Source organism: Staphylococcus sp. 11007852, from assembly GCF_011394325.1.
In the GTDB taxonomy this organism is placed as follows: Bacteria; Bacillota; Bacilli; order Staphylococcales; family Staphylococcaceae; genus Staphylococcus; species Staphylococcus agnetis.
On sequence record NZ_JAANBJ010000041.1, the window covers coordinates 1 to 22,803 of the forward strand.

Below are 22,803 nucleotides of genomic sequence, written 5' to 3' on the forward strand. Positions count from 1 at the left end.
TTTGTTGGCTATTATTTTCTATATAGATACTTTAATCTTTGTGAAAGTAAATAGATGAATTCACAATTATCAATTCAAACGAGGCCTTAACCAAGACTTCTGAGGCATTGAACCGAAATCGAAAATTCATTTTGTGGTAAGGTGACATGAAAAGTGAGGTTTTAGGAACGATTAAAATTAAGAATGTTTAGGTCCTCACCTTTATTTATATGAATAAATATAAAAGAGAAAGAGTTAAAATTAATCGCTCTGTATGGTTGAGTTCACGAAGCTTTTGGTATTGGGACCGAATGTCAACATTCCATCATCGTTTTGCTTCTTTTTTCTCCCTACACCATTATGTTATAATTATGAGTATTATTTATAGAGATAAGGTGAAGCGAATTGGAAAGAAATGTGAGGATAGAAACACTCCAAATTGTGAAACAAGATGACAGCAAAGAGAAATTTGTGAACCAACTTGAAGGGACACTCACTGAAAAAAATGCGACATTTATCCGTTATAATGAACAAGTTGATGAAGTAAACGTCAATGTAACTGTTAAGATTGCGCCAGATGCTATTAAAATTATTCGTAAAGGCGACATTAATATGACGTTACATTTCCAAGAAGGTCAACCTACGAAAACGTTTTACCATATTCCTGAAGGTAAAATATTGTTGATGGTCAATACATTGAGCATTATTCATTTTGTAGATGAAGCTGGCGGAAAGTTAAAAATTCATTATGAGTTATACCAAGATGATGACAAAATGGGCACGTATCAATATGAAATAAAATATAAGGAGATAAAAGATGAACTTAATTGATCAAGTCAAACAAACATTAGTTGATGAAATTAAAAAAAGTATTCAGCAAGCCGGTATTACAGATGACGTACCAGCGATTAAAATTGAAATACCAAAAGACGAGAAAAATGGTGATTATTCTACAAATATCGCCATGGTTTTAACGAAGATTGCAAAACGTAATCCAAGGGAAATTGCGACGCTAATTGTTGAAAACTTGGATGCGACGAAAGCGCATGTAAAGTCTATTGACATTGCTGGACCAGGATTTATTAATTTCTATTTAGATTCAAGTTATCTATATGAAGTCATCGATCAAGCAATGGAAAAAGATGAACGTTTTGGCTATGCAGACGTCCCTAAAAATGAAAAAATCCTTGTGGAGTATGTCTCTGCCAATCCAACCGGGGATTTACATATCGGTCACGCGCGTAATGCAGCAGTAGGTGATACGTTATGTAATATTTTAAAAGCGGCTGGATACGACGTGACACGAGAATATTACATTAATGATGCAGGGAATCAAATTACGAATTTAGCAAAATCCATTGAGGCGCGCTTCCTTCAGAGTTTAGGTGAATCAGTAGACATGCCAAAAGATGGCTATCATGGTAAAGACATTAAGAAAATTGGTGAAGATTTAGCGGCGACGCAGCCTGAACTAAAATCTTTAGACAGCGACACACGTATTAAGCAATTTAGACAATTAGGTGTGGAATATGAAATGAAAAAATTGAAAAAAGATTTGGCTGATTTCAATATTCATTTCGACAATTGGTTTAGTGAAACAACGTTATATGAAAAGGGTGATATTAAAGCTGTATTAGAAAAAATCACTGACCTTGGCTATATTTATGAAAAAGATGGCGCGACGTGGCTACGTACAACAGATTTCAATGATGATAAAGACCGTGTATTAATCAAACAAGATGGTTCTTATACGTACTTCTTACCAGATATTGCATATCATTTTGACAAAATTCAACGTGGAAATGATAAGTTAATCAATTTGTTTGGTGCTGACCATCACGGATATATTAATCGTTTAAAAGCAGCGGTGGAAACGTTTGGTGTGGATCAAGAACGTCTTGAAATTCAAATCATGCAAATGGTACGTTTAATGCAAAATGGCGAAGAAGTTAAGATGAGTAAACGTACTGGTAATGCAATCACTTTAAGAGATATTATGGATGAAGTAGGTATTGATGCCGCACGTTATTTCTTATCTATGCGTAGTCCTGATACACATTTTGATTTTGATATGGAGCTTGCGAAACAACAATCTCAAGATAATCCTGTCTATTACGCACAATATGCACATGCGCGTATTTGTTCAATTTTGAGACAAGCGGATGAAAAAGGGTATCATGTCGAACAAGGTTTGGATTACACAACGATCACGAATGATAAAGCGATTGAATTGCTTAAAAAGATTGCAGAATTTGAACCAATGATTGAAGGTGCTGCTGAAGCACGCGCAACACAACGTGTGACAAACTATATTCAAGAATTATCTGCACATTTCCATAGATTTTATAATGCTGAAAAAGTGTTAACTGACGATGAAAATAAAACAAAGGCGCATTTAGCGTTAATCACTGCAACACGTATTACATTACGTAATGCCTTAACTCTAGTTGGTGTAACTGCACCAGAACGTATGTAAGATTAATCTAAAATTCTACAGAAAAAATGATGTACGACAACGTGCATCATTTTTTTGTTGGCATTTTATAAATAATAGTGGTATCTTACGCGGGATTTGTTATAATTTGTGAATAATCAGATGAGGAGTGAGCACATGAATTTAAAGCGTGTCATTGTTTTTGTTTTGACGGTAATCATCATGTTATCAGGATGTAGTTTTAACCAAAATCAATCGCAACAATCTGGTAAAACTTCAGATAAAGTGCCTAACCGTATTATTTCACTCATGCCGAGTAATACTGAAATTTTATATGAATTAGGGTTAGGTAAACATGTGGTAGGCGTATCAACCGTTGATGATTATCCTAAAGACGTACGTGAAAAAACGCAATTTGATGCGATGAAATTAAATAAAGAATCACTGATAAAAGCACAACCCGATCTTATTCTCGCACATGAATCACAAAAAGCATCTCAAGGGAAGGTGTTAAAAAGTCTTGAGCATAGTGGCATCCATGTGGTTTATGTTAAAGATGCACACTCTATTAAAGATATGTATGAGAGCTTTGCACAAATAGGAAAAGTGACGCATAAAGAGCGAGAAGCTCAAGCATTAATTAAAGAGACGCAAGCAAATATTGACAAAATTACAAAACAAACGAAAAAGAAAAAAACCAATCCAAATGTATTTATTGAAATTGCTTCAGAGCCTGAAATTTATTCTGTAGGTCAAAAGACATTTATGGATGACATGTTAACACAATTGCATGCTAAAAATGTTTTTCACGATCAACAAGCGTGGCCTACAGTGAGTAAAGAACAAATCATCCAAAAAAATCCAGATGTGATGATTACGACATCAGGAGTATCCACTAAAGAGTATCAACAACTCGTGGCACAACGTGGCGGCTTTAATAAGGTTAACGCTGTAAAAAATAACCGAATTATTGCATTAAACGATGATGTGTTATCTCGACCAGGTCCACGCATTGATGAGGCAATGAAGCAACTGAGTGATACGATATATGAAAAATAATATGATGAAAGACCTCATAACTTTAAGTTTATGGGGCTTTCTTTTAATCGGTATCACCATTTACAGCTTGTGTAGTTTTATGGATTGGTCAAGCCCTTATGCGTCAACAATCATTTTTGAGGTACGTTTGCCTCGGATTTTACTCGCACTTTTATCAGGGATGGGGTTAACATTAGCAGGTTTTTTGTTTCAGCTTATTTTAAACAATCCCCTTGCTGATAGTTTTACACTCGGTTTAGCAAGTGGGGCGACACTAGGGGCTGCACTCACTGTGTTTTTGGGGTTATCTTTTTTATGGATTGCACCTATTTCCATATTATTTGGAGTGGTTTCGCTCTTCGTTGTAGTTCTAATAGCGCATGTTGTATCGTGGGGATACCCAACTAAAATGTTAATTTTATCAGGAATTATGGTAGGCGCGTTAATGAATGCCATTTTGTATCTCTTAGTTCAAATGAACCCACAAAAATTACAAAATATATTAAATTATATGTTCGGTGGATTTTCAGCAGCGGAAATGAGAGAAGTTATCATCATAGGTAGCGTACTTTTATGTGTCATAAGCATCATTTCAGCGTTATTACCTCAATTAAAGTTGCTACAACTTAATGACTTGTCTAGTCAAAGTCTAGGACTTAAAACGCAACAACTCAGTTTCATCACATTATTTATTGCAACATTACTTTCTGCAGTCATTATTGGTTACGTCGGGGTCATTGAGTTCATAGGCATCGTGATACCGCAATTTGTTCAGCGTACGAGTCGAGGTCATTTAGGGGTTAAAATGGTTTTGAATCTGATTATAGGTGGTACTGTGATGGTGTTTGCAGATGTATTAGGAAGTCAGTTATTAAGTCCTACGCAACTGCCGGCAAGTATCGTTTTAGCGTTAATCGGGATTCCATTAATGTTTTATATATTGGTTATAGAACAAAAAAACCGGCATCAACATAGCACCAATATATAGGACACGCAAAAATATGCCACTTCAATCAGCATTTAATACCGTAGTTGATAGGTATACACAATGTGTACGTACTTTAATTTTAGAAAAAATGAAGGTATGCTACTATTACATTAATAAATTTCGTAGCTAGGATTAATTTTTAAAAGTAATGAGGTCGTCATAATGGAATTAAAACATATTAAAGCAATTATTTTTGATTTAGAAGGAACGTTGCTTGATCGAAAAAAATCTAGAGATAAATTTATAGAGGAACAGTATGAACGGTTTCACGACTACTTAGTGCGTGTTCAAGCTTCTGATTATCGTAATAAATTTATTGAGCTAGATGATGATGAAGATCATGATAAACCAGACGTGTATAAAGAAATCATTAAACAATTTAATGTAGATAGACTTAGTTGGAAAGATTTGTTTCATGACTTTGAAATGCATTTTTATCGCTATGTATTTCCATTTTATGACACCACATATACACTACAAAAGTTGAAAAAAGCTGGCTATAAAATCGGTATAATTGCTAATGGGAAATCAAGTATTAAACATTATCGTGTCTATGCGTTAGGGATTGAAGATTACGTCAATCATCTGTCGACATCTGAAGCGGTAGGTTTTAGAAAACCTCATCCGCGCATTTATGAAGATATCATCGAAAAGTTGAATGTAGACCCTTCAGAGGTTGTGTATGTCGGTGATGATGCTTTAAATGATGTGGCGCCCGCTAGAGCTATGGGAATGGTGAGTGTATGGTATCGTCATAAACAAGGAGAATCAGACCTTGAGCCATTAGCTTCAGAAATGGATTATGAAATCTCTACATTAGAAGAAATATTAGATATTTTGAATATACCGAGAGGGGATGAAAAATAATGAAATTATTTCGAACATCAGATGGTACAGCTTTATACTATCGTTCAATGGGTCATGGAGAACCGATTATTATGATTCACACAATTCATATGAATCATACCGTGTTTGAAGACATTTCTAAACGATTATCACGTCATTATCAAGTGATTCTTATTGATTTAAGGGGGCACGGTTATTCTGACAAACCTTTAAGCATTGCATTTCAAGCTTTTGCGCAAGATATTAATGAGCTGATGGAATTTTTATATTTAAAATCAAGTATGATTGTAGCAAATGAATTAGGAAGTATTGTTGCCATGGATTTAGCAGTACGCTATCCAAATAAGGTCACAGAACTTGTGCTCATTAATCCAACCGTTAGTAACGATTTATTGCCTAAAGAACGCTTATTTTTAAAATATGCCGAAAAAATCAGAACGTGGGATAAGGCAGACCAAGAGCAGTTTTTTGAAAAACATTTGTATTACGCTAAAAATAAAGTGCGCAAATTTTTAAAAGGGGTAGATAATTCAGCGGAACTACTCACGGATTATGAACAACGTGCAGTCGATCAAGCATTTCAAAGTGTGGACATTAAACAATTGACGATCCAAGTCAAGAAGCCAACGCTCGTCATTGCAGGTAATGCCAATGAGCGTGTTACACCAATTGAATCAAAAGACGTCGCAGACTTAATTCCAAATTCTGAATTTCATCTATTTAAAAAATCAGGCGTGTATCCTTTTGTTGAAGAAAAAGAACGATTTTTAAAAACACTAAAAACATTTACAAATAATAATGTGAAAGATAATGTTTTGTAATCTTTTTGTAATATAACTGTTATTATAATGACATTTCGTGTATACTAGTAGTGAGCACAGAATCGAAAGAACGAAAAGGAGCGTGTGCTTTATGAAAAAACTCGTCATCGCTGTACTTATTACTGGTTTAACATTGTCAGGAGTAGCAACAGGATCTGCCTCTGCGATGGAAGGCAATACCATTCAATCTGTAAAAGCTTTACAAAAAGGTGATCAAACAGTTGAAGGTGTTAAAATCGGTCAAAATATGGCAGACGTGATTCGTGTCAAAGGTGAAGGTATTCATACACAAGCAGGATTTGGTTCTGAACAATTTTATGAGTACCATACATCTAAGGGAACAATGATTGTTACAGCGAATTCTAGTAGCGCAAATGCGAAAGTGACACGTATCTCAATGAGTTATAACAAAGCAAATGGCCCAACTTACAAAGAGGTTAAAAAGAATGTAAGTGATAAGGCTGTGACACGTGAACATTATAATAAAGTAACAGGTAACAGTGGCTTTATTATTGATGGGAAACGTTCATATCAATTTGCATCTACATCACCTAAAGACAAAGTCATCAAATTGTACAGAATTGATCTTGAAGGATAAACACATTGATGTTTGATTATCATGACTGGGGACAGTGGGGCTGAAATCGTTAGAGAGCATCTTTAGATTTCTTAGTCTCACTTCCTTTGATTTATGTATAACGACACTTTATACTTATGGTTTCGGGTACGGGCACTGTCCTTCCACCGAACATAAGTATTGATGTTGGAGGCACTTATGAGACCGAATGATCGCACTTTAATAGATAACGTGGAAGATTATCTCACGCATAAAGGGATAACCACGACGTTAATAGATGATGTTAAAGAAAATTTGAGAAAAGATATACAGAAATCTGAAAAACAAGGTGTAGATTATATAGAGTATCGTCAAAAATCGACTGCTGAAATTATATTAACGATTCAAAAAAATTTGTTCACATTACAGTTTAATCCAGTAGTCTTTTTTATTATAAACTTTATCTTGATTTCTTATCTTTACGATAAGCAACTGGTACCATTTGGTGCGGCTACAGGTTTATCTATTTTATATATCTTAGTTTTATTGCCGATTTCTGTAACGATTTATTCACGCATTATGCGTAAAAGTTATCTTTATCAAAATCGCCTTGAAAGTTATATAGGATTAATATTAGCAGTTGTCGCTATGTTGCTTATCGGAATGAATACATTTGATATTACATTAGGCATCCATATTGTCACACAATATACGCATCTTGTTATCGCAGTTTTTGGCATGTTTTTTACTCTATGGGGATTATATCGTAAACGTTTAGAATATACGGGTGTGGGTTTATTACTCGTGCAAAAAACGGTAGATATCATCATACGAGATCCTCAAGCAGCACAACTCATCTCTATCGCAATATGGGTGATGATTCTTGTCCTTATTATTTTTTACACGATTGAACTTTCGTCAAAAAAACAAGTTTAATGGGCGCGTCGCATTAAATTAAACTCATAATTTAGAACGTTTACAAACATTACTCAATCGAATGTTAGTTTATAAAATGATCGATTTCGATAACTATAAGGTTCAGTTCAATATAAAAAAGTACCACTTCACATCGGTTAGGTGAAGTGGTACTTTTTTATTATTGTGGTTTAATGTCGGTGCTTTTGATTGTTTCGTTTACACGATTTAACAATTCGTCGATTTTTTTACGTTGTTCATCGTTTACCAAAATTAGAACAGTTCGCTCATCCTGTTCGTTACGACGCTTGTTGAAGTAACCTTCTTGAGATAAGTTCTTTACCGCTTTAACAACTTGTGGTTGTTTGTAGTTTAAGTTGTTAATAATATCTTTAAGGTAATATTCGTCTTCGATGCGGTAGCTTAAGTGAGTTAATACTGCAAACTCCTCAAAACTAATTTGGAACTCTTTTTTGATTACGCTTTTTAATCTGTCTGCGTACGTAACCATTGATAATAATTCGAAACAATCTTTTACTCTAGTAACAGCCATGTTCATAACCTCCCATTTTTCATTGCCCTTGGATATATTTTTCAAAACTGTCTTGGAAGACAGATTAATGAAACCCTTTACTTATTAATTACAAATGAAATATCTATACCTTCTTTTAAAAAGTTATTGATATTATTGCTTGTGAATTGATTTAAGTGCAATTAGATTGTAATTATAACCAAATTATTTTTGATTGTAAACTAAGAAGGCTTAACCGCACTCTATATGAAACAAATTTTTTGTAAAATAGTGGATTCCGTCACCTTAAAGCAACATGATCATGCTTCTCTATTTTAGTGCGCATTTATTTCATGTGGATATCGTACGACTTTCTCCCCTGCAAATATTCCATTCTTAATTATAAGTTGCTCATTTATTCTATCATAACTTATTATTCGTTTAACCAATTTGCTTTTCTTATAAATCAACACGGAATTTTCATCCAGTAAAATGTCACGCGGTAATATCATTTGTGGCTTTGAAAATTGGACTTCAAAATGAGTGCCAATAGGGTAGGTTTTAGGTGTCTTAATTTTAATAAAATAGTACGTTTTTCTAGAAATTTCAGGGGAATATGTAGGGGTGAAATGTGTTGATACTACAGTGCCTTTAACGGTTTTATCCATTAAAGTAGAACGGAGTGTAACGGGTTGCGCTTTTTTAAATTTTGTATATAAATGTTCGGGAACTTTAACCAGAATATGTTGTTCTTTAGATGATATTTCTAAAATTTTTTCTTTATTTTTGTCTGGAAGAAATTCATGCAAACGCACGATTCCTTCTGCAGGTGATGGTATTGTATGATACAAATCTGATTTCAGTTGTATAATTTCTTTATTGATTTCGAAGATTTGGTTGGCGTTTAATTGAGAGGATAATAATTGATTTAAAGCGTGAATCAAAGGTATTTTCGAGGGATTGTGATAGGTGATTAATGGTTGATCTATAGTTACTTTTTCATTATCTTTCACATGAATATCTTGAACAAAACCTAAATTCTCATTATATTTTAATATATAGTTATAGTCAGATTGCACAATGCCTTTCAAATATTGAGGGTATGTGAACGTGGCACGTATCGTTTGAATATTTGGTTTGTTTAGTTGGTAAATAAAATAAACAGAAATGCTTAGAATTAAAATTAATAAAATTAAACTTGATGAAATAAAGAGGATAAAGGACTTTTTCATTTTATCACCTCGAAATGTAGTTGATGAAAATTATACTCTAATAATGTTTTTGTGCAATAGAAGTATGGTGGTTATAAACAGAATTCTAAATATAATTAAAACAACATTCGAGAAAAATGAAAAAAATCTTGATAATGTGTTCCATTTGATATAAAACATTTCAAATTGTACAGATTATATCTAATTTTCTGAGTTTTTGAATAAGAATTACTGGTTTGAAAAAAGTAATTCGTCTTGGAATGTGACATAGATCATTAAACCTATGATTGTCCCTAACGCCTCGCTTTTCTAGGCGCCTTACCTCAAAATGGATTTTCGGTTGCGGCTCAATGCCTCAGAAGTCTCGGCTAAGGGATTAATCACAATGCATCATAGTGTCCATCACTAAGACGAAATCGATTTATATAGATAAATAATAGCTAACAAAGTTCATGTATAAAAGAATTTTGTTAGCTTATTTTTTATTAAAAGGTCTGCTATGTCCCAGCCCCGACAGGCGAAACTGATGGTTGAAAGGGGTTAGTGCGTTAATGAAACTGAATCAAGATAATAGCTGTAATGATACATAAAAGCCCAACTAGACGTTGGCGATCAATGGAACGTTTGGTCATTCCCATCCATCCAAAATGATCGATGCATAACCCCATAACAATTTGACCTAACATAACGATGATTAACGTTATGGTGATGCCTAATAGAGGCGCCACGATGATATTCGTTGTAACAAATAAAACACCTAGTGGTCCACCAATAAAATGCCATATGCGTAAGGGTCCGTAAGTATCGTGGTGCGTGATGATTTTGAAACGGCGATGCACGATAAGGGTTAATAGCATAAGTGTGAATGTACCTACTAAAAATGAAACAAAAGCTGCAAATAAAGATGAGTGCGTGAGCTGACCTAGGCTGCTGTTAACAGCTGTTTGAATGGGGGGCGCAAATCCAAACATGATGCCAATAAGCATCCAAATGACGTTTTTTTGACGAGTGTCTACCGCTGATTTGGGTTGATAGTTCATCAATAGGATGCCAAGTATAAGAATGAAAAAGCCAACGATTTTGAGAACCGTTATGGTTTGCACTGGCATCTGAAACAAGCCGAACGTATCAATAATCACTCCCATCATCATTTGACCCGAAAGTGTTGTGATCACGGTCAAAGACGCACCAATACGCGGGAGTAAAAGAAGGTTACCTGTTAAAAAGATGACCCCCATTAATCCTCCAATAATCCATCGATAATCAAGCGTATAGGAATTGAATATATTGAGCGAAAAATATTGGGGTTGCGATAGTATAATGATGATCGCTAAAACACACGTTCCTGTAAAAAAAGACACTGTAGATGCGTAAAATGCAGATTGCGTATATTGACGTAAACGTGTGTTAATGGATGTTTGAATAGGAATCACTGTACCAGCTAAAAGTGTAAGTAACATTAAAACGAAAATCATAATAGCTCCTTTGTTTGTAATATGATGCATTTAATTTATAAACGATGTCTTTCACATTTTAAAACGGCATATAGACAAGTGAAAAATGGGACTGCACTAAAGGTATTAAGCTTATTAAATGAATGTAAAGATTAAAATAAATTTCTATTAAAGTTTACATGGTATGTACAAGTTTTAGTACGATAGTAATAACTTAAAGAGAGTGCGGTGATTTTTGTTGTCTGAGTTTGAAGTGGTAAGACTGATTAATGAAGAAAAGTTTATCGTAAACAATGCCGTCGAGGGTGCATTCCAAAGTAATGATTACGTAGAAGTATTACGTGTGGAATCACCTTATCAAATTATAGCACGCGTATGTGAAGTATATGACAAATACATAGTATGTAAAACGATTGACACATCAAAAGTGTTTTATGGGGAAAAGGTTAGGATACTTGAATAACATATTGTATTCATCATACGATAATATGCTTAATCAGTTGTGATGCTACTTAAACAAAAAGGCCTTCAAAATTCATTCTAAAATGAACTTTGAAGGCTATTAAAATACATATAAGGAAATGCTGCACTGTATTTGTGTGATCATAATACTTTTACTTTCATATCAAAATCTTTATTAAAAATTTTGACATCAAGCATAAGTGCTATGAAGCTGGGGATTTAAGGGGAAGTGACGATGTTTTGAAATATGAATCTAGAACAATACTGTAATATTGCGGTCTATCAACTGTGCAGATTTAACTTTTGTAATCGGCGTGCCATTGTTATTTAAAATATTTAATTTAACAATCTTGTCCGCTTGAATTTCTACGAGCTCTCGTGTAATCGTCGTTGCTAACTTAGGAAGTTGAAACTTAAAGGGCTTTTGTAATGCATTCTCAAATGTGATTTCTAATGTTTTAGTGTTCATTGGGTACCTCCAGAATTATCCGATTTGTTCAGTTTTTACAGTTTCAATAGTGTCATAATGTTCACCAGTCAGAGCTTCAATCACTTTAGCGAATGAAAGCAATTCTTGTGTCGTGGCAGAGCCTTTAATTTGATTAAATCGACGGCTCATTTTAGTAGCTTTTCCCTCCGGTGATAAAGTGGTTTGTGTCAGAATAAGTGTTAAATTTGAATTGTTCATGATGTCTGACCTCCTTTCACTTTATATATCGTTAAAAAAGAAGCAAAAGGTCAAAACTTTTTTGAAAAATTTGAACTTAACCCTTTAATGTTACAAAAATATATTATATCATTGTATAAGAAACATTAAATGAGGTGTGATAAGTGAATTTTGTAGATCCAATTAGAGATAAATCTGATATTCATAAAATGTATGTCTATTTGCAAAGTCAATCTATGCGAGATTACTTATTGTTTAAGTTTGCGATTCATACAGGAATCAAATTAAACGAACTTCTAAATCTTGCGGTGAAAGATGTTTATAACGACCATCATGAAATCGTCCATGTTTGGGTTGCGAGTTCATCTGAAGAAATTCGCGTCATTATACCAGAGAAGTTAAGAAATGAATTGAAGTGGTTTATTGATCAGGAGAAGTTGCAGTGTGACGATTTGTTATTTCAATCTAAGCGCACTAAAAAAGGCTTAAGTCGCCAACAAGCGTATCGTATTATTAATGCTGCCGCAACTAGAGTAGGGATTGAACATATTGGATTGACGACGTTACGTAAAACATTTGCTTATCATACGTATCGTTCCGGTGTATCCATTTCAATTATTCAAAAATATTTAGGGCATCAAACTTCATATGAAACGATGAAATTTATTGGTATTACTAAGAAAGAGATCAATACCACAATCGCCTTAAATTTATAATTTTAAACAAGGGAGGATGATTTATGCACATTATAGGATTAATGATATTTTTAATTCTAATGATTCTATTTTTGTCAATTATGATAAAGTGGGATTTTAAACAATGGCCAGGTTATATCGCATTATTAGCACCTATTGTAGCCTCTTTATTTTTTATTACACACATACCCAATGTCCTCAATCATCAATACGTCACATACACCTTAAAATGGTTACCTGCTTATGATATCAATATAGACTTTAGGCTTGATGGATTAAGTTTATTTTTTGGACTGTTAATATCTGTAATTGGCATCGTAGTCTTTTTCTACGCGACCCAATACTTATCTCATAAACATAATGATTTACCACGTTTTTACATGTATTTAATCGTTTTCATGTTTAGCATGTTGGGGATTGTACTTTCGAATAATACCATTTTGTTATATGTCTTTTGGGAATTAACAAGTGTTTCTTCATTTTTATTAATTAGCTATTGGTTTGACAAATCTGAGAGTCAACGTGGCGCTGTTACTTCATTTATGATTACAGTATTTGGTGGCTTAGCGATGCTGGTTGGATTTATTATGCTTTATGTCGTAACAGGTACAAACACCATTACTGAACTCATTGCTCAAAGACGTGTAATTGTGTCACATTCGCTCTTTATTCCGATTGTTTTGATGTTATTACTCGGTGCATTCACTAAATCGGCACAATGGCCATTCCATTTTTGGCTACCACGAGCAATGGCCGCACCGACCCCGGTCAGTGCATATCTACACTCAGCTACAATGGTCAAAGCGGGTATATTTCTGTTGTTGCGTTTTACACCGATATTAGGTCAAAGTACTTTTTACATTTATATAGTGACGGGAATTGGATTGTTAACGATGATATTTGGTGCTATCGTAGCGGTTCGTCAATATGATCTTAAGAGTATTCTTGCCTATTCTACGATTAGCCAACTGGGCATGATTACAGCAATGGTTGGTCTCGGCGGTGGTATTGCGACAGCAACGGAATCTGCCATGAGTGAAGCCTATGCATATGTCTTATTTGCAGCGCTTTTTCATTTGTTTAATCATGCGTTATTTAAAGGGACGTTATTTATGGGTGTCGGATTAATTGATCACGAAACAGGAACACGTGATATCCGTGAACTTGGAGGCTTAAAATCTGTACTACCAATAACGATGGTAGTCATGACGTTAGCAGCGCTTGCCATGGCCGGCGTGCCATTTTTAAATGGATTTCTTAGTAAGGAAATGTTTTTTGAGGGGCTTGTTCAGGCGTATCAATTTAAAGATTTTAATCTATTATCATCGATTGTTATCACATTAATTGGTTTTATTGCGAGTATTTTCACGTTCATATATTCATTAAATATGATTAAAGAGACGTTTTTTGGGAAGTTGAAAACGAATAAATCTATTCATGAGCCGAAATATTTTGTATTACCGGCAGTGTTCACTGCTTTAGGCTTACCTTTATTTTTTATAATGCCACAACTTATAGGAAATACTGTTTTAAAAGCAGCATTTACCACAATTGTTGCATCCGAATCTCTAGCAACGTATGCACCAAAGTTAACCCAATGGCATGGCGTGACACTACCGTTAATCATGAGTGTATTGATTATCATCATTGGAACACTCAGTGTCTTATGTATCAACTGGAATTCATGGATTCAATCGAAAGAAAGCCGTTGGTCTAGTCTTAATGTTTATCAGGAATCATATATGTCTCTAGAAGCTTATTCAGGTTATGGTTTACGCACGTTGATGAATAATCGACTTAACTCATATATTATTCTCACGCTAATGATTTATTTTGGGATTAACGTATATGGCTTGATACGTGTAGGTGTACCTGAAATGTATCGTATTGATGTTACGAACTATCATATTTTTCATGTTCTTTTATTAATTACCGTTATAGTTATTGGTTTTGCGTTAATTTTTATTCGTCAACGTCTTACGATGGTTATTTTAACCGGTGGGATCGGTTATGCTGTTGCATTATTCTTTATACTCATGCGTGCTCCAGATTTAGCATTAACGCAGCTTGTGACAGAAACGATTACCACTGTGCTTTTTATTGTCAGTTTTTCAAGATTACCCAATATTCCGCGTGGTACCTTTAATATGAAAAGAGAATCTGTAAAAATCATCGTATCCTTAATCACTGCACTTACCGTCGTAGGTTTTGTATTTATGATTCAACAAGCGAGTGCATTAGAAACCATATCTGTGTTCTATCACGATGCTTATGAAAAGTCTGGTGGTAAAAATGTCGTCAATGCCATATTAGGTGATTTTAGATCACTCGATACGATGGCTGAAGGATTGGTATTAATTATTGCAGGACTAGGTATCTATACGTTACTCAACTTTAGAGATAGGAGGGGACAAGATGAAAGAGAATGATTTAGTTTTAAAAACCGTCACACGTATTGTCATATTTATCATTTTGACTTTCGGTTTCTATCTCTTTTTTGCCGGGCATAACAATCCAGGTGGTGGTTTCATAGCTGGTTTGATATTGAGTTCTGCATTTATATTAATGTTTTTAGCTTTTGATGTTCAACGTGTAATTGAAGCGTTACCTATCGATTTTAGAAAATTGATGATATTGGGTGCGTTTGTATCACTTACAACAGCACTGGTTCCCGTGTTCTTTGGTAAAAACATTTTATATCAAGCTGATGCATATTTTAGTTTTCCTTATTTTGGTGAAGTGCATCTTTCTACAATTACATTGTTTGAAGCGGGTATCACACTCAGTGTCGTGGGTGTGGTAGTCACTACGATTTTATCATTGAGTGGGGGGAGATCATGAATATTATATTACTCCTCACAATAGGCTTTTTAGTTTTTATTGCAACGTATATGATTCTATCCAAAAATTTGATTAGAATTGTGATTGGTATCGCGATTTTTACACATGCAGGCAATCTGATTATTATGAGCATGGGAGAATACACAGCGAATAAGACAGAACCGTTAATTGTTACGGGTAAAGAAGATTTTGTGGATCCATTGTTACAGGCGATTGTACTTACGGCTATTGTTATCGGTTTTGCGATTACCGCATTTTTACTCGTATTAGTGTATCGTACCTTTAAAGTGACAAAAGAAGATGAAATTAATGTTTTAACAGGTGGTGAAGAAGATGAACGATAATATGTTAGCAATTCCATTTTTATTACCACTTGTAGGGGCATTAATTTTAGTGATGTTGAATAAACAAGTGAAAATTTCACGTATGATTGCGTTGGTCATCCTTTTTATATCATTTATTTCGTCTTTAATGTTGTTGATTTATGTGATGTATCATCAACCGCTTAAATTGGATTTTTCAGGATGGTCTGCACCATTTGGCATCCAATATGTTGGGGATTCTTTGAGCTTATTACTTGTTACTACAACACATTTTGTCGTCTTTATGATTATAGGGTTTGGATTCGGTCGAGGTGAAAAGCGTGCCAATCGTTATTACTTGCCATCCTTTATTTTGTTTTTAACGGTCGGTGTTGTAGGGTCTTTCTTAACTGCAGATTTATTCAATTTATACGTGATGTTTGAGATTATGTTATTAGCATCATTTGTACTTGTTACGCTGGGGCAATCAGTTGAACAATTGCGCGCAAGTATCATTTATGTCGTACTCAATGTCATTGGTTCATGGATCTTTTTAATAGGTATTGGTTTGTTATACCGTCAACTAGGAACTTTGAATTATACGCATATAGCGATGCGCATTAATGAACTTGAGGATCCGACTGCGATACATTTAGTCGCGATGTCATTTATTGTGGCCTTTGGTTCAAAAGCGGCTTTAGTGTTATTCATGTGGCTTCCTAAAGCTTATGCCGTGTTAAACACTGAACTTGCCGCGTTATTTGCTTCCTTAATGACAAAGGTGGGTGCTTATGCACTTATACGCTTTTTCACACTGATTTTCAATCAAAGTAATGATGTTACAGAGCCTCTACTCATTGTTATGGCGTGTATCACAATGGTGATTGGTGCAGTCGGTACTGTTGCGTATAAAGATATTAAGAAAATTGCTGCGTATCAAGTTGTACTATCCATCGGTTTTGTTATTTTAGGTCTAGGAACTCATACGGTTCATGGTGTGAATGGTGCGATTTTTTACCTCGTGAATGATATTGTTGTTAAAGCTTTATTGTTTTTTGTTATAGGTATTATTGTGTATACGACAGGTTATCGTCAATATCGTCATTTGAAAGGTTTAGCGCAAAAAGAACCTTGGTTAGGTATCGCCTTAATCGTTGTAACACTGGCAATTGGTGGTGTCCCACCATTCAGTGGATTTCCTGGGAAATTATTTATTTTTATGGGTGCTATTGAACATCGTCACTATATAGGATTAACATTAATGATTCTAACGAGTCTAGTAGGTATGTATAGCTTATTTAGAGTGTTTTTCTATATGTACGCAGGCAATCAAGAGAAGGGCGCTGAAATTACTTTCCATCCTATACGACCTGTTCGTAAACGCATCATTATGATAATGACGTGGATGGTTTTAATAATTGGACTCGCAGCACCTGTAATCATGCAAGTCACAGAACGTGCAACTGCTATGAATATGAACGTACATCAATATATAAAAATGGTTAATCCCGAGTTAAGAGGTGATGCTAAATGAGACAAATCGCCTTAAATATTATGATAGCTATGCTTTGGGTACTTTTTCAAGATGAAGATGCGTTTAAGTTTCCTACATTTGCAGTGGGATATATGATCGGTTTAATCATTATTTATTTGCTTCATAAGTTTTTCGACCAAGAGTTTTATCCTAAAAAGATATGGGTGTCCTTTAAATTTTTAATGACATACTTATATCAATTAGTAACATCTACATTTTCTATCATCAATTATGTATTGTTTAAGACGCATAAAATGGATCCAGGACTCGTATCTTATGAAACGAAATTAGATACAGATTGGGAAATTACATTTTTAACGATACTTATCATTATTACGCCAGGATCAACAATCATTAGGGTGAACCGTAATCCGAATGTATTTCTGATCCACGCGATTGATATTACAGCGAAAGAGAAAAAACAATTATTAAGAAGTATTAAAAAATATGAGGAACTTATTGTGGAGGTGACGAAATGATTTCAACAGTGACAGAGTTACTTTTATCCGGTGCGTTAATTATTTTTGCAATTTCACTTGTTGTAGTGTTGTTTCGTTTAATAAAAGGACCGACAACGGCTGACCGTGTCGTCGCATTTGATGCGATCAGTGCGATATTAATGTCCACAGTAGGTGTCCTTAGTTTATTGTTTAAAACGTTCTCGTTTTTAGATTCGGTCGTTTTAATCGCGATTATATCATTTTTAAGTTCCGTAACTATTTCTCGCTTTATAGAAGGGGGGAATGTGTTTAATGGAAACAATAAACGACATCATTAAACTATTCGCCGCTTTTTTAGTGTTTGCTGGGAGTATCATTGCACTTATTAGTGCAGTGGGGTTAGTTCGCTTCCAAGATGTGTTTTTACGGATTCATGCCGCGACCAAAGCCTCTACGCTGGCCGTTTTATTAACGTTATTAGGTGTATTTATCTATTTTATATTTGAACAAGGTTATGTCAGTGTCCGCACATTGTTAGCATTGGTTTTTATTAATATCACTTCTCCGGTAGGTGGTCATTTGATTTCCCGTGCAGCTTATCGAACTGGCGCATATATGTATCAAAAACATGTGACAAATGAAGAAGATGCAGATCTTAACAAAGCGGATTTAGATGATGAAGCCAAACGTCAAATCAGAGTGGAAAAGCGAGCCAAACGTCGTAAAGAAGTTTATTCACGGCTAGATGACGATTAAATGATGTTAATGGGTTGATACCTAACGCGTGCAATTGATGTGTTTAAAACTTGGTTTGAGTTCATGTCTCCTCCATTCGAAATTAATCCTTGATGATATCACTCGTCTAATGAAACTGATATAATAAAGTGTATTATTATACGAGGAGATGATTGTATGAGACATGTTAATGTGTCTTATATCATACGCCATAGTACATTCATTACAAATTTTGAAGTACTTTAGGGCAAATATTCATTTCTTAAAGTACTTCTCAATAAAATGGAGGCATGAGAAATGAATCAAATTAAAGCGTATGAATTTATAAAAGTAAAACAGCGCGTCAATCAACTTATACGATTATATAAAACGAATGATATTCAAACTCACGCGATGCAAAAACAAATCATATTTAATGAAATTAAAGAGATTTTCGAAGCACAACATATTTATATTGATGATTTTATCAATCAAATCGATGATGTGACTTTGACGAAAAAGAAAGCATCCATGTTATTAGAAAATTTAAAAGTACATGTAGAGGCATTTGAATTGCCAACCTCTAACGCGTTGCATAAGTGTTTTCGCAAAGTGAAAAAACTTAAATTACCGGAGACTGACCATATAGATCTCAAAGAGACAACATTTTTAGGTTGGAATGATTTAGCGTCTCATCGAAAATACATTGTTTATAGAGAGGGCAATCAACTTAAAGGTATGTATGGTGACCTCTCTCCAACTAAGGTTAAAGGATTTTGTAAGATATGTAATGCTGAATCGTATGTTTCTTTATTTCTAAATCAATCTAAACATAATAAAAAAGAAGGAACGTACACAAAAAAGGGTGACTACATTTGCTATGATAGTGTGGCATGCAATGGTCAATTAGAAGACATTACACGGTTGTATCATTTTATTGAGCAAACAAAATAAGCGAGTTGTATTCTAGTAACATGTATAATGGTGTACTCACCGCATCTATCGCTGATCAATAAAAAAGGAGTGAACGGTTTAAGTACCCGTATCACTCCTTTTTCTTATTTCATACTATCATGTATCGTTTTAATATTTGAAGCCATCATTTTGTAATATGAGTCTCCATCGCTACCTTCTTTACCAATTGAGTCTGTATAAACTGTACCAAATATTTTAGCATCAGTATCTCCACTTAAGCGTTTCATTGCTTTATCGCTTACGCTTGTTTCTTGGAGAAGGTGTTTCATGTGATTGGCTTTTACAAAGTCAATGGCTTGTTTCATTTGTTGAGGCGTACCTTGGTTTTCTGTATTAATTTCCCAAATAAAACCGGCTTTGATGTCATATTGTTTTGCGAAGTACTTAAACGCACCTTCACTTGTAATCATGACACGTTTGTCTTTTGGAATATCATGAAATTGGTTATGACTTTTCTCGTTTAATGACTTAAGTTCTGATAAATATTTGTCACCTTGTTTTTGGTAATCTTTTTTGTGGTCTTTGTCCGCTGATTCTAATCCTTCTTTAATGCGTTCAACATATTTAATACCGTTACCTAAGCTTAACCATGCATGTGGATCGATATGTGCATCTGACTTTTCGTTACCATTTAAATAGATAGGTTCTACTTTTTCAGAAGCTTGGATGACATTTTTATCTTTTAGTGATTTATTGGCTTCTTTTAATGCTTTTTCAAACCAACCATTACCACTTTCCAAATTAAAACCATTGTAAATGACTACGTCGGCATCAGCTAATGCTTTAATATCTTGAGGTTTAATTTCGTATTCATGTGGATCTTGACCAATAGGGACAATACTATGTATCTCCGCATGTTCACCAGCAACGTTTTTAGTCATGTCATAAAGAATTGAATTCGTTGTTACCACTTTTAATTTGTTTTGTTTTTCGCTTTTACCAAATCCACAGGCTGTAAGCATTACTGCGACAAGTAAAAGGGTAATAATACGCTTAATCATGATGTATGGACAGCTCCTTTGAGTAATTTTGATTTGATTTTGATGTAAATAAAACTTAATACATATAGTGTTGCGGCGATAAGCACAATCACTGCACCACTTGGTAAATTAAGTTGAAAACTAATGTATATGCCGAGTGTAGCGCTAATCATACTACAGATACATGAAATCATTAGCATCGTTGACAGTTTGTTGGCGATAAGGTAGGCAGTCGATGCGGGTGTAATTAACAATGCAACAACTAAAATAACCCCTACCGTTTGGACACTCGTAACAATGACGAGTGCTAAAAGCAACATAACCAAATAGTGAATGAAGCGTGTAGGGATACCGTTCATTCTGCTGAAAATAGGATCGAATGTCGAAATTTTTAACGGACGGTAAAGAAACAGTATAACACCAATTACGCACAGACTAATCCAAAGTGTTGTATAGAAGGCATCATCTGTAATGGCTAAAATATTACCGAATAAAATATGATACAAATCGGTTGTGGACTGTATCGCACTGATTAAAATAATACCTGTAGCCAGAAAAGTGGTGAAAATAATACCAATGGCTGCATCTTTTTTAGTTTTGGTTGTGTCAGAAATGTAACCAATACATAAGCTACTTAAAACACCTGTCACTAAAGCGCCGATAAACATTGGAATATTAAGTAGAAACGAAATCGCAACACCTGGCAATACAGCATGACTCATTGCATCTCCCATTAAAGACAGACCTCTTAATAGAATGAAACAGCCGACAATACCACATACCGCACCAACGAGAATAGCCGTGAGTAAGGCACGTGTTAAAAACGGATAATCAACGAGATGTTGTAGGAATTCCATTGTTAGATTGCTCCTTTCGTTGATTCATATGTGTCATGGCTTCGCTCACATGTAATGAGGCTAGGAACGTTTGTTCAATATTTGATGGGATTAATACCTCACGGGTATTACCAAAAAATTGAACACTCTGATTAAGCAATAAGACACGATCAAAATAGTCTGATGCTGTCGACAAATCATGATGAACGATGATGATGAGTTTGCCTTCTTCTTTGAGCGCATTTAATTTTTGGATAATCATTTTCTCGCTCTTGAAATCAATGCCTACAAAAGGCTCATCTAAGATATAAACGTCATGTGTACGCATTAATGTACGCGCTAAAATCACACGTTGTAACTGGCCACCACTTAATGTATGTAGTGGACGTTTTCGCAAATCGAATAGCTCTAATTCTTGTAACAACAAATGACATTGTTGGCGTTTTTGATGTGGTACCCGTTTAAACCAACCGATTTCACCATAGCACCCTGATAACACTAAAGATTCAACATCAATTGGGAAATCAAGGTCTAAAGCCATTTTTTGAGGCACGTATGCGACATGACGCTTGAGTTGACTTAATGGTTTACCGTTTAAAGTAATCGTACCTTTATATTGCAACTCTCCTACTAATGCTTTAACTAAAGTAGACTTACCGCTACCGTTTGGTCCCATAATACCTATAATTTCACCATTTAACGGTAACTTTAATGAAATATCTTTAAGAACATGCTTATGTTGAAGGGTAAGGTTTAAGTTGTTAATTTCAATCATTTTAACACAACCTTTTAAGTAATTTAGGTTACCCTAATAAATTTATATTATAGAATGAAATCTGTCAAAGTCAAGATGTTTCGTGATACAATAAGGTGAATCTTTTTAAGAGGTGAAAAAATGTTAACTGAGGAAAAAGAGGATTATCTTAAAGCGATACTAAGTCACGACGGAAAAACGCATTATGTTTCGAATAAAACGCTCTCTCAGTTTCTGAATATAAAACCGCCATCTGTAAGTGAAATGGTGGGAAGATTAGAAAAAGAAGGCTTTGTTGAAACAAAACCCTATAAAGGTGTAAAGCTATCTGAAAAAGGTGTCTCAGCTACTCTAGATATTATTAAGAGACACCGTTTGATTGAATTATTTTTAATCGAAGTGATGAATTACACATGGGAAGAAGTACACGCGGAAGCAGAAGTGTTAGAACATCGCGTATCTGATCTCTTTGTAGAGCGCTTAGATGAGTTGCTTCAATATCCTGAGACATGTCCACATGGTGGTATGATTCCAAGAGGGCATGACTTTGAAGAACGTTACAAGACACCTTTAATTGATTACGATGCAGGGGATAAAGTGATTATTAAACGCATCAGAGACAAAACAGAACTATTAATTTATCTTTCAAGTAAATCAATTCAAATGGGTGACACGGTAGAAATTTTACAAAAAGATGAAACGAACCAAATGCTTGAAATTAAATATGAAAATCAAACTGTCATTTTGAGTTATGAAAACGCAAAAGTAATTTTTGCTGAAAGAGCATTTTAAGTAATATCAAAATGAAAAGCAGCCCGATACATTTATATGGACTGAAAGAGCCATCAGA

Annotated in this window: 27 protein-coding genes; 19 read left to right on the forward strand and 8 right to left on the reverse strand. The window is 34.6% G+C overall.

From position 1 onward, the window contains the following. Nucleotides 1–384: 384 nt before the first annotated feature. The 8 genes from G8Y85_RS11905 (at nt 385) to G8Y85_RS11940 (ending at nt 7,598) form a co-directional block, all read left to right on the forward strand. Nucleotides 385–810 carry a YwiB family protein gene (locus G8Y85_RS11905; protein WP_107371312.1) on the forward strand — a complete coding sequence of 142 codons (426 nt, stop codon included), beginning with the start codon at nt 385–387 and terminating at the stop codon, nt 808–810. After that, nucleotides 797–2,455 carry an arginine--tRNA ligase gene (gene argS, locus G8Y85_RS11910; protein WP_165805913.1) on the forward strand — a complete coding sequence of 553 codons (1,659 nt, stop codon included), beginning with the start codon at nt 797–799 and terminating at the stop codon, nt 2,453–2,455. The genes G8Y85_RS11905 and argS overlap by 14 nt, the downstream gene beginning before the upstream one ends. Nucleotides 2,456–2,590: 135 nt before the next feature. After that, a complete protein-coding gene (locus G8Y85_RS11915; RefSeq protein ID WP_165805914.1) occupies nt 2,591–3,472 on the forward strand; it encodes an ABC transporter substrate-binding protein in 882 nt (293 codons plus the stop codon). Between the two features lie 4 nt (nt 3,473–3,476). Continuing rightward, nucleotides 3,477–4,439, forward strand: coding sequence for a FecCD family ABC transporter permease (locus tag G8Y85_RS11920; protein ID WP_165805919.1), 963 nt, complete (start codon nt 3,477–3,479; stop codon nt 4,437–4,439). Between the two features lie 162 nt (nt 4,440–4,601). After that, nucleotides 4,602–5,306 (forward strand): HAD family hydrolase, encoded by a 705-nt coding sequence (locus G8Y85_RS11925; protein ID WP_060552371.1) that lies wholly within the window; start codon nt 4,602–4,604, stop codon nt 5,304–5,306. After that, the gene (locus G8Y85_RS11930) at nt 5,306–6,106 is read left to right on the forward strand and encodes an alpha/beta fold hydrolase (RefSeq protein WP_165805915.1); all 801 of its coding nucleotides are present in this window, start codon (nt 5,306–5,308) and stop codon (nt 6,104–6,106) included. Before G8Y85_RS11925 ends, G8Y85_RS11930 begins: the two co-directional genes overlap by 1 nt. A gap of 91 nt (nt 6,107–6,197) precedes the next feature. After that, a complete protein-coding gene (locus G8Y85_RS11935; RefSeq protein WP_060552373.1) occupies nt 6,198–6,704 on the forward strand; it encodes an SA0570 family protein in 507 nt (168 codons plus the stop codon). A gap of 177 nt (nt 6,705–6,881) precedes the next feature. After that, the gene (locus tag G8Y85_RS11940; RefSeq protein ID WP_037566372.1) at nt 6,882–7,598 is read left to right on the forward strand and encodes a hypothetical protein; all 717 of its coding nucleotides are present in this window, start codon (nt 6,882–6,884) and stop codon (nt 7,596–7,598) included. Nucleotides 7,599–7,758: 160 nt separating this feature from the next. On the opposite strand, the gene sarA is transcribed toward G8Y85_RS11940, so the two are convergent. The 3 genes from sarA to G8Y85_RS11955 all read right to left on the reverse strand — a co-directional run bounded on the left by sarA (nt 7,759) and on the right by G8Y85_RS11955 (nt 10,771). After that, a complete protein-coding gene (sarA, locus tag G8Y85_RS11945; RefSeq protein ID WP_037566374.1) occupies nt 7,759–8,130 on the reverse strand; it encodes a global transcriptional regulator SarA in 372 nt (123 codons plus the stop codon). A 293-nt stretch (nt 8,131–8,423) separates the two neighbouring features. Beyond that, nucleotides 8,424–9,320, reverse strand: coding sequence for an efflux RND transporter periplasmic adaptor subunit (locus tag G8Y85_RS11950; RefSeq protein WP_165805916.1), 897 nt, complete (start codon nt 9,318–9,320; stop codon nt 8,424–8,426). A gap of 527 nt (nt 9,321–9,847) precedes the next feature. Beyond that, nucleotides 9,848–10,771 carry a DMT family transporter gene (locus G8Y85_RS11955; RefSeq protein WP_172616728.1) on the reverse strand — a complete coding sequence of 308 codons (924 nt, stop codon included), beginning with the start codon at nt 10,769–10,771 and terminating at the stop codon, nt 9,848–9,850. Nucleotides 10,772–10,991: 220 nt separating this feature from the next. Here G8Y85_RS11955 and G8Y85_RS11960 point away from each other — a divergent pair, with 220 nt between their 5' ends. Beyond that, on the forward strand, nt 10,992–11,216 hold the full coding sequence (locus G8Y85_RS11960; protein WP_103346375.1) for a hypothetical protein: 225 nt from the start codon (nt 10,992–10,994) through the stop codon (nt 11,214–11,216). A gap of 252 nt (nt 11,217–11,468) precedes the next feature. Here G8Y85_RS11960 and G8Y85_RS11965 read toward each other — a convergent pair whose 3' ends face one another. Together G8Y85_RS11965 and sroA are read right to left on the reverse strand one after the other, a co-directional pair. Beyond that, nucleotides 11,469–11,684: a DUF2922 domain-containing protein gene (locus G8Y85_RS11965; protein ID WP_060552377.1), complete on the reverse strand. Its 216-nt coding sequence runs from the start codon at nt 11,682–11,684 to the stop codon at nt 11,469–11,471. A 15-nt stretch (nt 11,685–11,699) separates the two neighbouring features. Continuing rightward, nucleotides 11,700–11,903, reverse strand: coding sequence for a sigS mRNA-stabilizing protein SroA (sroA, locus tag G8Y85_RS11970; protein WP_037566381.1), 204 nt, complete (start codon nt 11,901–11,903; stop codon nt 11,700–11,702). Nucleotides 11,904–12,046: 143 nt separating this feature from the next. Between sroA and G8Y85_RS11975 the strand changes: the two genes are divergently transcribed. The 9 genes from G8Y85_RS11975 to G8Y85_RS12015 all read left to right on the forward strand — a co-directional run bounded on the left by G8Y85_RS11975 (nt 12,047) and on the right by G8Y85_RS12015 (nt 19,362). Then, nucleotides 12,047–12,598 carry a tyrosine-type recombinase/integrase gene (locus tag G8Y85_RS11975; RefSeq protein ID WP_037566382.1) on the forward strand — a complete coding sequence of 184 codons (552 nt, stop codon included), beginning with the start codon at nt 12,047–12,049 and terminating at the stop codon, nt 12,596–12,598. A gap of 23 nt (nt 12,599–12,621) precedes the next feature. Next, on the forward strand, nt 12,622–15,006 hold the full coding sequence (locus tag G8Y85_RS11980; protein WP_165805917.1) for a DUF4040 family protein: 2,385 nt from the start codon (nt 12,622–12,624) through the stop codon (nt 15,004–15,006). Next, nucleotides 14,993–15,418: a monovalent cation/H+ antiporter subunit B gene (locus G8Y85_RS11985; protein WP_037566385.1), complete on the forward strand. Its 426-nt coding sequence runs from the start codon at nt 14,993–14,995 to the stop codon at nt 15,416–15,418. The genes G8Y85_RS11980 and G8Y85_RS11985 overlap by 14 nt, the downstream gene beginning before the upstream one ends. Then, nucleotides 15,415–15,762: a Na+/H+ antiporter Mnh2 subunit C gene (gene mnhC2 / locus G8Y85_RS11990; RefSeq protein WP_037566386.1), complete on the forward strand. Its 348-nt coding sequence runs from the start codon at nt 15,415–15,417 to the stop codon at nt 15,760–15,762. The genes G8Y85_RS11985 and mnhC2 overlap by 4 nt, the downstream gene beginning before the upstream one ends. Next, the gene (locus G8Y85_RS11995) at nt 15,752–17,254 is read left to right on the forward strand and encodes a Na+/H+ antiporter subunit D (RefSeq protein WP_165805918.1); all 1,503 of its coding nucleotides are present in this window, start codon (nt 15,752–15,754) and stop codon (nt 17,252–17,254) included. Before mnhC2 ends, G8Y85_RS11995 begins: the two co-directional genes overlap by 11 nt. After that, nucleotides 17,251–17,733, forward strand: a complete 483-nt coding sequence (locus G8Y85_RS12000; RefSeq protein WP_037566388.1) for a Na+/H+ antiporter subunit E — start codon at nt 17,251–17,253, stop codon at nt 17,731–17,733. Before G8Y85_RS11995 ends, G8Y85_RS12000 begins: the two co-directional genes overlap by 4 nt. Beyond that, nucleotides 17,730–18,032: a monovalent cation/H+ antiporter complex subunit F gene (locus G8Y85_RS12005; protein WP_037566390.1), complete on the forward strand. Its 303-nt coding sequence runs from the start codon at nt 17,730–17,732 to the stop codon at nt 18,030–18,032. The genes G8Y85_RS12000 and G8Y85_RS12005 overlap by 4 nt, the downstream gene beginning before the upstream one ends. Next, nucleotides 18,007–18,450: a Na+/H+ antiporter subunit G gene (locus G8Y85_RS12010; RefSeq protein WP_060552382.1), complete on the forward strand. Its 444-nt coding sequence runs from the start codon at nt 18,007–18,009 to the stop codon at nt 18,448–18,450. Before G8Y85_RS12005 ends, G8Y85_RS12010 begins: the two co-directional genes overlap by 26 nt. A 276-nt stretch (nt 18,451–18,726) precedes the next feature. Next, entirely contained in the window at nt 18,727–19,362 is a 636-nt protein-coding gene (locus tag G8Y85_RS12015; RefSeq protein WP_103346372.1) for a FusB/FusC family EF-G-binding protein, read from the forward strand. Nucleotides 19,363–19,466: 104 nt separating this feature from the next. Here G8Y85_RS12015 and mntC read toward each other — a convergent pair whose 3' ends face one another. Genes mntC through G8Y85_RS12030 form a run of 3 tightly spaced genes read right to left on the reverse strand, consistent with a single transcriptional unit; the run spans nt 19,467 to nt 21,974 of the window. Continuing rightward, nucleotides 19,467–20,381: a manganese ABC transporter substrate-binding lipoprotein MntC gene (mntC, locus tag G8Y85_RS12020; protein WP_060552533.1), complete on the reverse strand. Its 915-nt coding sequence runs from the start codon at nt 20,379–20,381 to the stop codon at nt 19,467–19,469. Beyond that, the gene (locus G8Y85_RS12025) at nt 20,381–21,220 is read right to left on the reverse strand and encodes a metal ABC transporter permease (protein WP_037566395.1); all 840 of its coding nucleotides are present in this window, start codon (nt 21,218–21,220) and stop codon (nt 20,381–20,383) included. Before G8Y85_RS12025 ends, mntC begins: the two co-directional genes overlap by 1 nt. Next, the gene (locus G8Y85_RS12030; RefSeq protein WP_107371220.1) at nt 21,195–21,974 is read right to left on the reverse strand and encodes a metal ABC transporter ATP-binding protein; all 780 of its coding nucleotides are present in this window, start codon (nt 21,972–21,974) and stop codon (nt 21,195–21,197) included. The genes G8Y85_RS12025 and G8Y85_RS12030 overlap by 26 nt, the downstream gene beginning before the upstream one ends. A 120-nt stretch (nt 21,975–22,094) precedes the next feature. Here G8Y85_RS12030 and G8Y85_RS12035 point away from each other — a divergent pair, with 120 nt between their 5' ends. Beyond that, nucleotides 22,095–22,745, forward strand: coding sequence for a metal-dependent transcriptional regulator (locus G8Y85_RS12035; RefSeq protein WP_103346370.1), 651 nt, complete (start codon nt 22,095–22,097; stop codon nt 22,743–22,745). The last annotated feature ends 58 nt before the right edge of the window (nt 22,746–22,803 follow it).